Origin of the sequence: Roseateles sp., from assembly GCF_052436255.1 — a bacterium.
Taxonomy (GTDB): domain Bacteria; phylum Pseudomonadota; class Gammaproteobacteria; order Burkholderiales; family Burkholderiaceae_C; genus Pelomonas.
Map to the genome: position 1 here is coordinate 1 of NZ_JBQVNP010000039.1, position 14749 is coordinate 14749.

Annotated in this window: 15 protein-coding genes and 1 pseudogene; 9 read left to right on the forward strand and 7 right to left on the reverse strand. The window is 63.8% G+C overall.

Features of this window, described 5'->3' with window-relative positions:
- The 7 genes and pseudogenes from ACT6S0_RS11320 to ACT6S0_RS11350 form a co-directional block, all read right to left on the reverse strand.
- Positions 1 to 245 (reverse strand): annotated as a pseudogene (locus ACT6S0_RS11320) (hypothetical protein); the annotation flags it as partial.
- Positions 246 to 382: 137 nt separating this feature from the next.
- Positions 383 to 829 carry a hypothetical protein gene (locus tag ACT6S0_RS11325; RefSeq protein ID WP_119554532.1) on the reverse strand — a complete coding sequence of 149 codons (447 nt, stop codon included), beginning with the start codon at positions 827 to 829 and terminating at the stop codon, positions 383 to 385.
- A gap of 264 nt (positions 830 to 1093) precedes the next feature.
- Positions 1094 to 1543: a hypothetical protein gene (locus ACT6S0_RS11330; RefSeq protein ID WP_119554530.1), complete on the reverse strand. Its 450-nt coding sequence runs from the start codon at positions 1541 to 1543 to the stop codon at positions 1094 to 1096.
- A 158-nt stretch (positions 1544 to 1701) separates the two neighbouring features.
- Positions 1702 to 4371, reverse strand: a complete 2670-nt coding sequence (locus ACT6S0_RS11335; protein WP_119554528.1) for an AAA family ATPase — start codon at positions 4369 to 4371, stop codon at positions 1702 to 1704.
- A 51-nt stretch (positions 4372 to 4422) separates the two neighbouring features.
- Positions 4423 to 5685 carry a type II restriction endonuclease gene (locus ACT6S0_RS11340; protein WP_119554526.1) on the reverse strand — a complete coding sequence of 421 codons (1263 nt, stop codon included), beginning with the start codon at positions 5683 to 5685 and terminating at the stop codon, positions 4423 to 4425.
- A 183-nt stretch (positions 5686 to 5868) separates the two neighbouring features.
- Positions 5869 to 7284 (reverse strand): heavy metal sensor histidine kinase, encoded by a 1416-nt coding sequence (locus ACT6S0_RS11345; protein ID WP_286185781.1) that lies wholly within the window; start codon positions 7282 to 7284, stop codon positions 5869 to 5871.
- Positions 7281 to 7964 carry a heavy metal response regulator transcription factor gene (locus ACT6S0_RS11350; RefSeq protein ID WP_119554524.1) on the reverse strand — a complete coding sequence of 228 codons (684 nt, stop codon included), beginning with the start codon at positions 7962 to 7964 and terminating at the stop codon, positions 7281 to 7283. Before ACT6S0_RS11350 ends, ACT6S0_RS11345 begins: the two co-directional genes overlap by 4 nt.
- Positions 7965 to 8155: 191 nt before the next feature.
- Between ACT6S0_RS11350 and ACT6S0_RS11355 the strand changes: the two genes are divergently transcribed.
- The 9 genes from ACT6S0_RS11355 (at position 8156) to ACT6S0_RS11395 (ending at position 14726) form a co-directional block, all read left to right on the forward strand.
- Positions 8156 to 8551, forward strand: coding sequence for a hypothetical protein (locus tag ACT6S0_RS11355; protein ID WP_147400452.1), 396 nt, complete (start codon positions 8156 to 8158; stop codon positions 8549 to 8551).
- 66 nt (positions 8552 to 8617) lie between these two features.
- The gene (locus tag ACT6S0_RS11360) at positions 8618 to 9043 is read left to right on the forward strand and encodes a hypothetical protein (protein WP_286185780.1); all 426 of its coding nucleotides are present in this window, start codon (positions 8618 to 8620) and stop codon (positions 9041 to 9043) included.
- 115 nt (positions 9044 to 9158) lie between these two features.
- The gene (locus ACT6S0_RS11365) at positions 9159 to 9530 is read left to right on the forward strand and encodes a hypothetical protein (protein WP_119554518.1); all 372 of its coding nucleotides are present in this window, start codon (positions 9159 to 9161) and stop codon (positions 9528 to 9530) included.
- Entirely contained in the window at positions 9527 to 10951 is a 1425-nt protein-coding gene (locus ACT6S0_RS11370; RefSeq protein WP_119554516.1) for a TolC family protein, read from the forward strand. The genes ACT6S0_RS11365 and ACT6S0_RS11370 overlap by 4 nt, the downstream gene beginning before the upstream one ends.
- A gap of 36 nt (positions 10952 to 10987) precedes the next feature.
- Positions 10988 to 12403 carry a multicopper oxidase family protein gene (locus ACT6S0_RS11375; RefSeq protein ID WP_119554514.1) on the forward strand — a complete coding sequence of 472 codons (1416 nt, stop codon included), beginning with the start codon at positions 10988 to 10990 and terminating at the stop codon, positions 12401 to 12403.
- Between the two features lie 45 nt (positions 12404 to 12448).
- On the forward strand, positions 12449 to 12940 hold the full coding sequence (locus ACT6S0_RS11380) for a cupredoxin domain-containing protein (RefSeq protein WP_119554512.1): 492 nt from the start codon (positions 12449 to 12451) through the stop codon (positions 12938 to 12940).
- Between the two features lie 75 nt (positions 12941 to 13015).
- Entirely contained in the window at positions 13016 to 13390 is a 375-nt protein-coding gene (locus tag ACT6S0_RS11385; RefSeq protein WP_205736731.1) for a copper-binding protein, read from the forward strand.
- Between the two features lie 48 nt (positions 13391 to 13438).
- Positions 13439 to 14251 (forward strand): methyltransferase, TIGR04325 family, encoded by an 813-nt coding sequence (locus ACT6S0_RS11390; RefSeq protein WP_167481218.1) that lies wholly within the window; start codon positions 13439 to 13441, stop codon positions 14249 to 14251.
- Between the two features lie 58 nt (positions 14252 to 14309).
- Positions 14310 to 14726, forward strand: coding sequence for a hypothetical protein (locus ACT6S0_RS11395; protein ID WP_119554508.1), 417 nt, complete (start codon positions 14310 to 14312; stop codon positions 14724 to 14726).
- Positions 14727 to 14749: the final 23 nt, after the last annotated feature.

Here is a 14749-nt window from a genome sequence, read left to right on the forward strand (position 1 = left end):
GGGTCGGGCAGTTGCCCGGCAGCGACCGCCATGGCTCGTGCAGCACCGGCGGCCGCGTCCTGCGCGACGAGTTGCCTCGAGCGCTCCTCGGCGAGCCGCAGCGCAGCATCGAGGGAAAGCGTCTGCTGTGCATGGGCGCTCAGGCCGAGGGTGCTCGCGCACAGCGCCAACGCCACAGCCCAAAGACGAACGGGGCGTCGCGCGGATCGCACGATCGGCGCAGCCGGAAAAGGAATGGGGAACATGGAATCTCCTGACGAACCTGCGAGTAGGTTGTCGGGCCGCGCCGGTACGTCGAGCGTTGCTCGACGAATACGGCAAGGCACGACCGGTGCGCCGTACCGGCCCACAACGGGCCGTCGGCGCAAGGTCGATCAGGCGATCAAGTTCGGTAGACGCAGTGCAGGATGGCGTGCGGCGGAGATGCCGCAACCAGTGCACTCAAGGAAGCCGCTGCAGAGCGCGGCGGGGATGCCGTCTCAGGCACCCAGGGGGTCATGGGGTAGAGAGACGACAGCAACACTGCGGGGATCGTCAGCGTGGAGGCATGGTCGCTTTGCTGCCCGTACTTGCAGTGCTCCGCACACAGGTTGCCGGATGCCGTGTCTGTCGCGCCCACCATGTCCGCACAGGGCGATCCTTGCATGGCTGAGTCTCGGGAGTCGTCTGTTGCAGCGACAGCGTCTTGTGCCATCGACATCTCGGTGGGCGAACCACCCGCCAGACCCGCGGAGAGCGAGGGGCAGGCGTAGGCAGCAATCGCCAACTGCGAGAACAGCAGGAGGCCGATCAGTGCGCGGGCCACCATCCGCACGAGTCCGCGTGTCATCGCTGCACTTCCGGCAACACCGACACGACCACCTTCTCACCGCGTGATTCGCCGGCGAGCCGTGTGGGAAGGGTTGCGGTGATCGGCATGGAGGGATGCGTGGAACGCTGCGAATGGAGTCGGTGCTTTGAAAAGTGCTTCCGCGAATTCTAGGCCTGTTGCTCAGGAAACGGGGCAAGCCGCGGTGACATGTGCGGCTTGCGGTGGACGATCGCGTCGTGATCGGCGCTCAGTCGCCTGGCCGTCGCTCGACGGCCAGGTCGCTCAGCGGCGCATGGTCGCGGGTGCGTCCGGCAACTGGCCCTGCTGGGTGAGGCGTTGCGCCGGCGTGCCGAACTCCGGCTGCTCGCCGCGCAGGCGTGCGTACTCGGCAGCGGCTTGTCGATAGGCAGGTCGAGTCGTGTCCGCACCTGCTTCGCCGTTGGTGGCGGCGGCCAGACCCGAACGCATCCAGGCCAGCGTGTCCGCCTGGACCGTCGCACGGGTGTTGGAAGACACGCTCACGACAGCGCGCGGATTGCCTTCGGGGTAGCCCTGGTCCACCGAGCTTTGCAGCCAGCGCTGCGTGTCCGAAGCCACTGCCGCGCGGCTGGTGCTCGACGTTAGCGGCGCCGGGCGAGGATCGCCTTCGGCATAGTTGCCGGCCAGTGCGGGTCCTGCGATCGCGCTGAGCAATGCGGCGAGGGTCAGGGAGGTCTTGATGGAAGTCTTCATGATCGGTCCTTTGGCGGTCAGAGGGTTGGCATTTCCGGAAATGAACAGCGCTGTGACTTGTCTTTCCGATGTGCCAACTTTAGGCCGCGGGTCCGCGAGTTGCCGCACGCGCAGATTACAGTTATGTCATCTGCAGGGTGCGTTGGATCACATGGCTTTCAGGCGCCGGCGGCGGGTGCCGCGGGCACAGGTTGGGGTGCCACGGCTCTTCCCAGCACAAGAGCATCGAGACGTTCAAGCGTGCCGACCACCAGTTCGACAACTCCGGGCTCGAAGTCCTCGCGATCCTCTTCCTCGTGCGTTCCCTTGTTCAGGTAAGTCCAGACGTGAGCGTTGGCGGCAAGAAGCGTCCGGAGGCATTCGATCACTTCCGCTTTGTCCTGATGCGCGAATCCGGCTGCCCTGGCTTTGCTGAGAAGCTGCTCGCACAGGTTCCGCAGCTCTGGCTCCGCACCCGGTCGGCGCATGGAAATAGACAGGTTGCCATGGTCGTGGTTGATCAACCATTTCCAGACTCGGCCGCTGAGCATCTCCAACGCTTGGCGGGACGCAGCGAGGGCGCCGCGATCGTTCATGCCGTTGATGGCCGCCCGGGCTTCCACGAGATAGCTGCGAATCTGCGGATCGGCATGGATCACAGGGTGGTAGTCGCCTCCGTGGGGACGGATTCCATACACTTGCAGATCGTTGCGGTGAGCCGGCAGCAGGTGATTTTGGATGTCCTTGATGAACTCTTGGCTGTGACAGGTCACGATGAGTTGCGTGTCGGCGAAGCGCTGTGCATCGAAGATGGTTTCCCGGATCCCTTGACGATGCTCGGTGTCAATGGCGTTGATCGCATCGTCGAAGACGATCAGCGGTGCGCCAATGGCGGTCGCCTTGGCCATCAGCACGGCCAATCCAAGGCACCGAATGTGCCCTTCGCTGAGCACCTGCAGCGCGTCATGCCGCCGCTCGGGGCTGCCTCGGAAGGCAACCTGAATGCGCATGGCGTTCGATGTCGGCAGGAACAATGCGGCAAGCTTGTCCTCGTTGCGGTCCTGCCGATTAAAGTCGTTGTAGAGCGCCATCGCCGATTCGTTCAGCCCCGCCATCAGTTGCGCCGGCAAGCCGTCACGGTATTGCCTGAGCAATCGAAGAAATGCGTCGTAGGCCACGCCAATGCGCATATCGAGTTCGATCTCGATTCTTTCCGCCTCAGCCTCCTCGATGAGTGCCGCGTTCTGCCCGTCGAACGCAGCCACGCGCGCGCGTGCCGTGTCGACTAGGAGCGTAAGTTGTTGTCGCCTGGAAGCCTGGGCCACGGCGCGTTCCTTTAGACCTTGCAACTTGTCGCGCTCGCGGATTCGCTGTGCACGCTCGTCCGCGGCGGTCCTCGTCTCGGCATCGCGCAACTCGGCTCGATCCGCTGCTGTGCAGAGCTTCTCGAATTGCGTCGCGCCGCCGTCGGCTGGCTCCTGCAACGCAGTCCACCAAGGGCTGGCAATTTCGATTTGTAGGGGTGCTCGCGCGGGAGCTGCGTCGCCCAACTCTTCGTCCTCGAACCTCCGCAGTCTGTCGACCACTGCGCGCAGCGCTTCGGAAGCTGTGTCGCGTGTCGTGCGCGCCGCATTTCGCGCGGTTTGCAGTTCTGCCAGTTCGCGAAGTTGGGCGAGACCATCGACCGCCTTGACGAACGGATCGCGAGCGACTTGAGCCAGCGGAGTGTCGCACGCGGGGCACGTCGCACTGTCGACCTTGCGCAACTTCGAGACGGCGGTGTAAAGCTCCTGGAAGGAGATTTCATCGCCCTTGCCCCGCAACTGTCCCTCACGAGCATCAAGTTCGGTCTGTTTTTCCGTGGCCTCAGTCAAACGACGATCAGCGACTGCGCGCGACACGCCCACCAAGGCCGGTTGAACCCGATCGATCAGCGCCGAAAGCTCTTGCAATCGTCCAGGCGCCTGCTCTGTCCCGATGTAAGCCTGCATGGCATCGAAGCCGAGATCCGGCGGCAACTCGGCGGCCAAGGCGGCGTCTTCGAGGTTCAAAGCAGTGATCGCCTCTCTTTCTCTTTCCAGGGTCTGCTGGTCCTGGGTCAGGCCGGCGCGTGCGGTGGCCAGTTGCCTCTGTTTGACGGACATCAGTTTCAACTTCGCATCCATGGAATCGTTGAAATTCCCCACGAAGTCGTTGAACTGGTCCATCCCGAAAAGCGTGGCAATCAGCGCGGAGCGCTCGGCTGGCGCCCTGGAGGCCAATCGAGAGAATGAATCGATCCGGTTCTTCTCCACGAACAGAAATCGGTGCGCGTCCTGGTTGGGCCGCAGGTTGACGACTTCGCCGCGTGCATCCCTCGCGCTGAGCGCAGGTGCGACGAAGCGACGCTCATGGACATTCGCCAGATATGCGTCAGCGCCAAGGCGTGTCGCCTCCGCTTCATCAACACTGCCGAGCAGCGCGTACTCCAAGGCTTCGCAGAAACTGCTCTTGCCGCTTCCGTTTGGGCCGTACATCAAGGTGATACGCCTGCTGAGATCGAAATCTTCGGCTTGGCGAAAGCCTCTGAAGGGCCCAACTCGTAAACGATTCAGTCGTGTCCATGCCCAATCCTGTGCTGCCGCATTGGCAGCGATGTCTGGCATGTCGGTCAGAGAACCCGCAAGATCGCGACGACAGAGTTCTGCCAGGAGACCCGCTCTCTGCGACTGACGGTTCGAGGTGCGTGCGACGCCATCGAAATTGGCGAGCACCAAGTGCGCCAGGCGTTTCACGTCATCGGCGATGCCCCGGGGTTGCCCATGCAGCCACTGGACGAATTGCTCGAAGTCTCGCTTTGCAGAGGACATGCCCTTTACCCCTTCCTGAAAGTAGGCAACCCGCGCCAGCAGGAATCTGGATCACAGCAAGTGAGAGATCTCGCTCAACGGCTTCAAGCCCGAGCCGAATCGTCCGATCGCTTCGCGATGTGTCCCGAGTTCGCTGTAAGGCAGATAACGGATGCCGAGCTCGGCGACGCGCGAAAACGCCGGGCGGCGTAGCTGAAGCCGGACATCCTCGCGTCGCGCATCGGGCGCCACCAGGAACATCGACACGCCGACGCCCAGCGCGGTGCCCAGCGCGAGGTCCAGCATTCGCACGATGCCTGAGTAAATGGAAGTCGAGTGCTCCACCTCGAAGGCTGCAGCGATCTTCGAACCGTCGGCCTCGACCCAGATCACGTCGATCAGGCGCACCGAGTCCAAGCCGGGCTGGGCGCCGGCGGGCAGCTGCGTCAGGCAACCATCGCCGAGCCGGCCCCCCGCATAGCCGCGTCCCTGGTCGTTCGAGGCGATCCAGACGCCGAAGCCGAGCGACTTGCCCAGATCGCGCAGCCATCCCTGGATTTGCGTGTGGGTTGCCTCGCTCTCGCGGTCCGCGGCCCAGCGCTTGTGAGCGGCCGCTGAATCTTCACGGACCTTCTCGAGGTCGGCCTCCCAGCCCTGAACGGCCGCGACGTCGTCGCTGCGCGGCGGCGCCGTGTACCGGCCCGAGCCGATGTCGAAGAGCAGTCCGGCCAGTGCTCCCATGTCGTTGGACAGCAGCCGGCGGTGCTGCTCGTTCAGCCGAAGGCAGCCCTCGCGCATGGAAAGGTAGTGATCCCACTTGCCGAGCTTGACGTTGCTGCCCGTGACGGCGTTGTAGCCTTTCACGATCGCGGTGTTGAACGGCATCACGATCGTGGGATGGACGAAGTACAGCAGGTTCGCCACAGCTGGCCCGAGGCCCTTGATCCGATGCGCATCGATGCGGCGGATGGCCTCGACCACCTCCTCAGCGTTGTCGCAGCAGTCGCAGGCATGCAGCAGCCGGGCGAAGGCACGCTGATTGGCAGCGTTCTCGTAGATGTCGGGGATCCGCAGCTTGGGCTTCCAGAGAAACGCGTGGTCGGCGCCCTTGAAGATCTGGCGCTGCTCCGCCACCGACGCGACGACGGTCTCGAGCGAGGAGCCTCGAAACGCGCTGCCGAAGGTCCCCGCATCGATGTCCTTGACTACCTGGGCCAGGCCCCGTCGGATGGATCGGAAATTCTTCAGCCGTTCGTCCCACAGAAACCACGAGTTGTAGGTGCTCAATGAATCGGACTTCCAGTGACCGATGAGAACTTCAAGACCAAGGGACATGGGCACGGAGGATTGAAGTGCGCAAGGCGCGACACCGTCAATTGAAGCACGGGCCGATCCGGTCAGGTCAGCATTTCTCGCGGGAATCTCTGGCAGTCGTCTCGCAGCCTGACCCCGCAATGGGATCGCATGAGGCACAGGCGCCCCTTGTTCAGTGAAGCGCGCCGCACCGGGCAACGCACATCAACTTTCTGGCGCTATCGAAAAGCTGATCTCGGTGACACCCGAGCGGGATGTAGCACGGGTCTGGCCGCCATGCATTCGTGCGATGGCGGCCACGATCGCCAAGCCAAGCCCATGGTGTTCTGACGAGTCGGTGCGAGACCGCTCTGCCCGGAAGAACCGCTTGAAAAGATTGGGCAACACCTCGGCGGCGACCGGTTCACCGCGATTGGCAACCTTGATCCAGATTCCATCGGGCTGGGTGTCGATCACCACCGCGATCGTGGAGCCGGGCGTTGCATAGCGGCTCGCGTTGCTCAACAGATTCGACAGCGCACGGCGTACCAGCCCGGCATCGATGCCGATGCGCGCGTCGCCGCTGACGTGGACCCGAAGGCCTGTGTCTTCCAGCATGGCTTCGTGAAAATCCAGCACCGTTCGCACCTGGTCGGCCAGACTGACTGGCGCAGATCGGCGCGCCACCGTGCCGCGGTCTGCCTTCGACAGGAAGAGCATGTCGATCACGATCGCGGAGACCCGTCTCGCCTCTTCCAGCGCCGACAGCAAGGCGTCGCGCAGTTCCTCGATCGATCGCGGCCGGGCCAACTCGACTTCGACCATCCCGATCAGGTTGGCCAGCGGCGTGCGAAGTTCATGCGCCACATCCGCGTTGAAGGATTCCAGCTGCTGATAGGCCTGTTCGGCGCGATCGAGCACCGCATTGAACTGCGCCACCCACGGCGTGATCTCGGAGGCATACGGGGCGGGATCGATGCGTCGCCCCGGATGCTCTGGCCCGGTCGCGGCAGTCTGCTGAACGAGCTTCTTCAATGGCTGCATCCCCCGATGCACCAGCAAGGCGCCGGTCAGTGAGATGACCGCGGAGCCGAGGACGACCGCCCCGACGAGCGTCCAAGCCAGCCGAGCCAGAATCTTGGCGTCCTCCCGGACGTCGATGCCGAGCTGCAGTTGCATTGCAGCGTCGCCCGACGGCATCGGCTGCTCCTGCATGGGCATCCACACCCAGCGCCCCGAGGTCCGAGCCGGCGCGGACGAATAGATGATCTCGTCGCCACTGCGCAACACGAGACTGATCTCCGCGTGGGTCGAAAAGAAGTCGTCCAGCTTGTGGCGCAGTCCGTCGCGCCCCGGGTCATCGCGCGATTCCTGAATCAGGTGCTTGATCAACTCGGACTGGCGCTCGAACTCGCTGGCCTGCTTGACCTGGAAGCTCCAGGCGGTGACGGCGTAGATCGCCACGCACACCAGGCTGAGACCGATCAAGGCCTGGGCTGCAAACCAGCGCGACAGTGCGGCCTGGATGGATCCAGTGCCCTGCGCATGCGCCGTGACGGCCTGCGCACGCCCCTCTGGCGGGACTGCCACGATGTCGGTGGCCGGGCTCAGTCCTTCTGCCACGGTCTTGGCGGCGCTCACGGGATGCCGCCTTGCCGGCTCTCCAGCACGTACCCCATGCCGCGTACCGTGTGCAGCAGCTTCTCGTCAAAAGGATCGTCGATCTTGCTGCGCAGCCGCCGGATGGCCACTTCCACGATGTTGGTGTCGCTGTCGAAATTGATGTCCCATATCTGCTCGGCCAACTGGGTGCGCGACAGCACATTGCCCTGGCGGCGCATGAGCAGCGTCAGCAGCGCGAACTCCTTGGCAGTCAGCTCCAGGCGAAGCCCGTTGCGCGTCGCCTTGCGCGCCACTACATCGAGGTTCAGGTCTTTGAGCGTGTAGTTGGACACCTCGTGCAATTTGCCGCGGCGCAGCAGCGCCTGGATCCGGGCGAGCAGTTCGGAAAACGCGAAGGGCTTGGCAAGGTAGTCATCCGCACCGCTTTGAAGTCCACGCACGCGGTCCGCCACTTCATCTCGGGCTGTAAGCATCAGCACAGGCATCGACTTGGATTTGCGCAGGGCCTCCAGAACGGCGAAACCATCGATGCCCGGCAGCATCACGTCCAGCACCAGCAGGTCGTAGTCGCCGTCCAAGGCGAGGCTGCGCCCCTCAAGGCCGGAGCGCGCGAGGTCTACCACGAAGCCGCTCTCAGTCAGGCCCTTGACGAGGTAGTCGCCCAATTTGTGTTCGTCTTCGATGACCAGGATTCGCATCGTTGAATGCTACGGCGCGGGGTCGCGAGCGTGGATTACTTCTTTGTAATCCACGTGGCGGGTGATTGGCGGAGTGGCTTCCTAGAGTCATTGCATGCCAGCCAGTTGACTGGCATCGCCGGCTCGGTGGTCGATGACGACGCGTTCAGTGCAGCTCGCGAAGTCGAGCAACTCATCGAAGGAGACCTATCATGAAGAACCGTCAAATCCTCTCGCTCGCACTTGCCGTTGGCGTAGGCGCTGCATTCGTTGCGCCGTTTGCAGCCTACGCGGAAGGCCCGTCCCACTTTGCGCCCAACGAAGCCGGCGTGGTCTACCACCCGGGTGAAGCGGGACAGGCCAAATCCCAGGCTCAGGTATCAGCTGAACTCGCGGACGCGCAGAAAACCCCTGCCGGGGCCAGCATGCTGCGCTGGGGATCGATGAGTACACCGAAGGTCGGAGCCGCCAAGTCGCGCGCCGAAGTGGTGGCCGAACTGGAAGCCGCGCAGAAGCAACCCAACTGGGATGCCGCAGCAAGGCTCGGTGCGCCTCTGCCAGCGCCCAGAGGTGATGCGAGCAAGGCTCGCGCACAAGCGCAGCCCTGAGGGTTGCGTACAAACTGGATGTCCATACAGGCTTCTTGACACACCGCTCGACTTAGAATTCGCCACATGCACCGGGTTCGCCTGTTCGTCCTTTGGATCATGATGTTCGCCGTGCCCTTCCAGGGGTACGCGGCGGCGGCCATGGTCTTTTGCGGACCGGGTCACGCCGGTGCAGCGGCCGAAGTGTCGCTCGCACAGCCCGGCGCCCACGACCATGCCCGCCACCCTCATGCGGACGGGCACGGCGATCACGAGCACAAGGCGGTACAGGCCGCCAAGCCTCCCACAAAGGACAGCACCGCCAAGACAGCGAGTGCCGAGCCTGATGCGATGCACAAGTGCGGTACCTGCGGCGCATGCCATGCCACCGCGCTGACCAGCACGATGGACGTGGCGGTCTTCCACGGCCTTCCCAAAGCCGACTTGGCGGAGCCAGCCATCACGGTGGCCACGCTCGCTCCGCGCGTTCTCGACAAACCTCCTCGCGCTTAACGCGTTCGTGCGCCTGTGACTCTCGTCACGGGCCGCCGCGAACGCTCATGCATCGCCTGCGTCATGCCTTTCGGGCAGCTCTGACGTACTCCGTTCATGAATTTGCGAGGACTCCATGTTCCATTCATCGCCGACCCGTTGGTCGGCAGCTTTTCCCGCCTTGGCTGCGTTCTGCGCGTTGGCGACCCTGAGTGCCGCTGTCGCGGTGGCTCAGCCTGCGCCCGCGAAATCCGCTGAGGCTGCGGCGCCCACCGTCCTGACCTACAAGTCCGCGCTCGAGGGCTATCAGCCCTTTGCCGACGAAAAGCCCATCCCCTGGAAAGAAGCCAACGAGACGGTCTACCGCCGCGGTGGCTGGCAGGCCTACGCCAAGGAGGCCTCAGGCTCCAGCGCAGCCGAGGCCGATTCGCCCAAGGGCGCAGCCGCTGCGCCGGCCGCGCAGCCAGGCCATTCGATGCCCATGCCTGCGAAGAAGGAGAAGCCATGAAGCGCGCCCTTCGTTTGACAGCCATTGCCGTCGCGACGGCTGTCCTCGCCGGATGCGCGTCCGTCAGCATCGACGACGCCCTGAGCGATACAAACACCAATGCCCAGCAGTTCACCGGTGGAAAACTCGAACTCAGCCGGACCCAGGAGCAGCGCGACCGCCGCGCCGCGCTGTCGCAGGAACTGCTCGCCAAGCCGCTGTCGCAGAGTGACGCGGTGCAGCTTGCGCTGGCCAACAGCCCGTCCGTCCAGGCCTTGATCGCCCAGAGCTGGGGCGACATCGCTGCGACCAACCAGAGCAGCAGGCTGCCGAACCCGATCCTCTCGTTCGCACGCACACGCCTGAACAGCGAGCTCGAGCTCGAACGCCTGCTGTCGTTCGGACTGGTGGACCTCATCCTGTTGCCGCAGCGTTTGTCGATCTCCAGGAGCCAAGCAGCCCAGGCCAAAGTCCAACTGACCGGCGCCGTGGTCGACCAGGTCACGCAGGTCAAACAGGCCTGGGTCCGTGCAGTCGCTGCACAGCAGTCGCTGAAGTATGCCGAGCAGGTCAACAAGTCGGCCCAGGCCAGTGCCGAACTTGCGCGCCGCATGCAGCTCATCGGGAATTTCTCCAAGCTACAGCGTGCACGCCAACAGGTTTTCTACGCCGACGCGACGACCCAACTCGCCTCGGCACAGCACGCCACCACCGCTGCGCGCGAAGAACTGGTTCGTGTGCTGGGATTGAACGATGAACAGGCGGCCAAGCTGGCTTTGCCCGAACGTTTGCCTGATCTGCCCAAGGCCCCTCGCGAGGCGAAGGAAGTCGCGGCGACCGCAACCGAACAGCGCCTGGATGTCCAACTCGCGCGTGCCCAACTGGATGTGGCGGGCAAGTCGCAAGGCATCAATCTGCTGTCGACCTTCATCGACGTCGAGGTGGGCGGTCGGCGCGACACGGTGTTCGACAACGCGGAAAACACAAAGAGCACCCGCCGCGGCTTCGAGCTCGACATGCGCCTGCCGCTGTTCGACTGGGGATCAGCGCAGCGCGACATGTTGAACGCGCAGTCGCTGGCCGCAGCCAACCGCTACGACGCGACCGTGCGCGGCGCCTCTTCGCAGCTGAGAGAAGGCTACTCGGCCTACCGCACGGCCTACGACATCGCGCGGCACTACCGCGACGAGATCGTCCCGCTGCGCCAAGCGATGGCCGACGAGAACGTCCTTCGCTACAACGGGATGCTGATCGGCGTTTTCGAGCTGTTGGCCGAGGCGCGCGACCAGATCGCCAGCGTGACCAACGCGATCAATGCCCAGCAGCAGTTCTGGCTGGCCGATGCCGCGCTGGCGGCGTCGGTGATGGGCAAGCCCACGTCCGCGGGGGCCTCGATGGCCAGCTCGGGCGGCGAAGGCGCTTCCGCGGGTGCGGCGCACTGAGCCCGCCCTCCGAGTTCTCCAACCGAATTGAACCACATGACAAACAGACGCAATTTCCTGAGCGGTGCGGGTGCCATCACGGGCGCCATCGCCGCGGCCAGCGTGAGCAAGGTGGCCATGGCAGCTTTGCCGGAGCCCGTGCTCCAGACCACACCCAACACCATGCCGCCGCTGATGCCCTCGAGCGGACGCCCCTACAACCCCGTGGTCACGCTCAACGGCTGGACGCTGCCCTGGCGCATGAACAACGGCGTGAAGGAATTCCACCTGGTGGCCGAGCCCGTGGTGCGCGAGATGGCGCCCGGCTTCAAGGCCAACCTGTGGGGCTACAACGGCCAGTCGCCCGGCCCGACCATCGAGGTGGTGGAAGGCGACCGCGTGCGCATCTTCGTGACCAACAAGCTGCCCGAGCACACCAGCATCCACTGGCACGGCCAGCGCCTGCCCAACGGCATGGACGGCGTTGTCGGGCTGAACCAGCCACCGATCAACCCAGGCAAGACCTTCGTCTACGAGTTCGTCGCGCGCCGTCCCGGCACCTTCATGTACCACCCGCATGCGGACGAGATGACGCAGATGGCCATGGGCATGATGGGCTTCTGGGTGACGCACCCCAAGGCCGAGCATCCGCTGATCGAGAAGGTCGACCGCGACTTCGTGTTCCTGCTCAACGCCTACGACGTGGAGCCCGGCAGTGCCACGCCCAAGATCATGACGATGCTGGACTTCAACCTGTGGTCCTGGAACAGCCGGATCTTTCCCGGCATCGATTCGCTCAACGTGCGGCTCAACGACAAGGTGCGCATCCGCATCGGCAACCTCACGATGACCAACCACCCGATGCACCTGCACGGGCACGAGTTCCTGGTCACGGGCACCGACGGCGGCCCGACGCCCAAGACATCGCGCCAGTACGAGGTGACCACCGACGTGGCTGTCGGCCAGATGCGCCAGATCGAGTTCCTGGCCGACGAGGAAGGCGACTGGGCCTTCCACTGCCACAAGAGCCATCACACGATGAACGCCATGGGCCACGACGTGCCGACCATGATCGGCCTGGACCACAAGGACGTGGCCAAGCAGATCACAAGCCTGGTGCCGGACTACATGGTCATGGGCGAGCGCGGCATGGCCGACATGGCCGAGATGGAAATGCCCATTCCCGACAACACCGCGCGAATGATGACGGGTGAAGGCCCGTTCGGTTCGGTCGAGATGGGCGGCATGTTCAGCATGGTCAAGGTCCGCAAAAACCAGAAGGCCGGCGATTACTCGAATCCCGGCTGGTTCAAGCATCCGAAGGGCACGGTCGCCTACGAATTCAATGGACCGCCGCCTGAGACCTCGCGCCAACGTGGTGCCGGCGCAGCCGCGATGCCTGCCCAGAACATGCCCGCCAAGAACATCGAAGTCCAGATTCGAAAGCCCGCCAGCGGCCACTCGGGCCATTAGTTTTCTCACCCTCCGTTTCAACCTCCAACTCTCAAAGGAAAACCCATGAAACACAACTTCCGCAACACGGCGCTCGCGGCACTGGTGGCCCTGGCCGCCGCCGGCGCTTCGGCATCCGGCACCCATGCCGGTGGTCACGGCCACGATGCCGACGAGGCGATCGGCAAGCCCGGCGTGGCCACCAAGGCGACACGCACGATCAACGTCGACATGACCGACAGCATGCGCTTCACGCCGGCGAACATCAGCGTCAAGCAAGGCGAGACCGTGCGCTTCGTCATCAAGAACTCCGGTCAACTCAAGCACGAGCTCGTGATCGGGACCGAGAAGGAGCTCAAGGAGCACTACGAAGTCATGAAGAAGAACCCGGAGATGGAGCACTCCGATCCGAACATGGTGACGCTGGCCGCGGGCAAGACCGGCGAGATCGTCTGGCAGTTCACCAAGGCCGGCAAGGTCGACTTCGCATGCCTGCAGCCCGGCCACTACGACGCCGGGATGAAGGGTGCCGTGAACGTGACCAAGACCGGAAAGTAAGCGAGGCGCTCCCGCCGCCGGCTTCCATCGGAACGCGGCGGGACTCCAAATTCATTCATATCTCAGGAGATCCTCATGACCAACACCCGCATCGCACTCTTGGCCTTCGTTGCCGCACTCTCGTTCACTGGCGCTGCCGGCGCGCAATCATCCAAATCCATGGCTGACATGCCGGGCATGTCCGAAAAGGCTCCAGCGGCCGGCGCCTCGGACGCGGCCGCTGCCTCGGACCTCACCGAAGGCGAGGTCCGCAAGGTGGACAAGGACAACAAGAAGCTCACGATCAAGCACGGCCCGCTCAAGAACCTCGACATGCCTGGCATGACGATGGTGTTCGGGGTCAAGGACGACGCCATGCTCGACAAGCTCGAGACGGGCGCCAAGGTCCGTTTCCAGGCGGAAAAGATCGACGGCAAGATCGTTGTCACGAAGATCGAATCGGCCCGCTGAGCGCGTAAAAAATCAACGGGCAGCGACCACCGAAGGATGGAGGAAAGAATGGCTTACTCGAGTGCTTCGCAAGTCGTTCGGAAGATCCTGGAGGGACCGGTCACCCGGCCGGCGTTGCGGCGCTGGCGACGCCAGCAGTTCTTTTCCGAGGCCGGGTTCGGCAGTTACTTCGGCGTCTTCGACAACTTTTCCGAAGCGCGGGATTGGCTGCCTGACAGTCCGGAATTCGACCACGCAGCTTTGGCGGAAGAGTACGTGAATGTCCGCACGAAGAAGGTGTTCGCATACGACTACCCCGTGATGTGGTGGCTCGAACGCGCGTTCAGAGGCGGTGCCACCAAGGTGCTCGACATCGGCGGCTCGGTGGGCGTGCACTTCTACGCGTATCGCCGCTATTTCGACATGCCTCGTGGCTTGTCCTGGCGCGTCGTCGAAGTGCCTGCTATTGCTTCCATCGGACGGGAAATGGCCAGCAGTGCCGGGGCCGGTGCACTGAGCTTCGTCGACGGCCTGGCGCAGGCGCTGAACGGAAACGACATCTGGATCGCTGCAGGCTCCCTGCACTATCTGGAGAACGCGCGTCCTGGCGACCTGCTGCAACGGTGCGAGATGCGGCCGCGGCATGTCTTGCTGAACAAGCTCCCACTCTACGACGGCGAGGACTACGTCACGACGCAGAACGCCGGCGCTGGCTGCTTTGCGCCGATGCACGTCTACAACCGCCAACGCTTCATCACGGAAATCGAAGCGCTGGGCTACACCCTTCGCGACCAATGGCAGGTTCCCGAGCGTTCACTCTACCTGCCGGGATTTCCCGCGCGATGCTTCCCGACATTCAGTGGCCTTTACTTTGCCATTTGAGCAGCGCCAAGCAGGGCGTCGACAGGCCTTGGCCAGTCCCGGAAGGTCGGGATCTACGTTGCCTGCCGTCGACACGGGGAAGTCGAGGCATCGCACCATCGTGATGGCGCATTCTGTTGCGAACAGGATTCTCGTTGTGGCGATTTCCGCCGGCCTGACGGGCTGCGCCGATTTCTACCGGCAGCATCGCGATTTTCAGGACGGCTGGCGCACGGGCGAGATTGTCGAAATTGGCCGCGCCAACGAGATCCAGCGCGGCGGGCGCACGGACTGCAGGAAGACGGCCAGCGCCGATGAACTTGCAGTACGGCGCTTCGCCATCCTGGTCGATCGTTCCACGGGGCGGCGACATGCACACATCGTGATGCTGGATCCTGCGACATCTGTCGCGCTAGGCGACGTCGTCTGGACCAACGTCGTCAGGTGCGACACACCCGTTCGCGTGCTGTCGCATGCACGAGCGTCTGGTGGCTGACGCGGCCTCCACACGACCTCCAA

Coding starts and splice junctions, on each gene's coding strand:
- ACT6S0_RS11330 (WP_119554530.1), bottom strand. CDS start 1,543: ATGAAGACTTCCATCAAGACCTCCCTGACCCTCGCCGCATTGCTCAGC.
- ACT6S0_RS11375 (WP_119554514.1), top strand. CDS start 10,988: ATGACAAACAGACGCAATTTCCTGAGCGGTGCGGGTGCCATCACGGGC.
- ACT6S0_RS11325 (WP_119554532.1), bottom strand. CDS start 829: ATGACACGCGGACTCGTGCGGATGGTGGCCCGCGCACTGATCGGCCTC.
- ACT6S0_RS11380 (WP_119554512.1), top strand. CDS start 12,449: ATGAAACACAACTTCCGCAACACGGCGCTCGCGGCACTGGTGGCCCTG.
- ACT6S0_RS11385 (WP_205736731.1), top strand. CDS start 13,016: ATGACCAACACCCGCATCGCACTCTTGGCCTTCGTTGCCGCACTCTCG.
- ACT6S0_RS11350 (WP_119554524.1), bottom strand. CDS start 7,964: ATGCGAATCCTGGTCATCGAAGACGAACACAAATTGGGCGACTACCTC.
- ACT6S0_RS11340 (WP_119554526.1), bottom strand. CDS start 5,685: ATGTCCCTTGGTCTTGAAGTTCTCATCGGTCACTGGAAGTCCGATTCA.
- ACT6S0_RS11360 (WP_286185780.1), top strand. CDS start 8,618: ATGCACCGGGTTCGCCTGTTCGTCCTTTGGATCATGATGTTCGCCGTG.
- ACT6S0_RS11365 (WP_119554518.1), top strand. CDS start 9,159: ATGTTCCATTCATCGCCGACCCGTTGGTCGGCAGCTTTTCCCGCCTTG.
- ACT6S0_RS11335 (WP_119554528.1), bottom strand. CDS start 4,371: ATGTCCTCTGCAAAGCGAGACTTCGAGCAATTCGTCCAGTGGCTGCAT.
- ACT6S0_RS11355 (WP_147400452.1), top strand. CDS start 8,156: ATGAAGAACCGTCAAATCCTCTCGCTCGCACTTGCCGTTGGCGTAGGC.
- ACT6S0_RS11390 (WP_167481218.1), top strand. CDS start 13,439: ATGGCTTACTCGAGTGCTTCGCAAGTCGTTCGGAAGATCCTGGAGGGA.
- ACT6S0_RS11370 (WP_119554516.1), top strand. CDS start 9,527: ATGAAGCGCGCCCTTCGTTTGACAGCCATTGCCGTCGCGACGGCTGTC.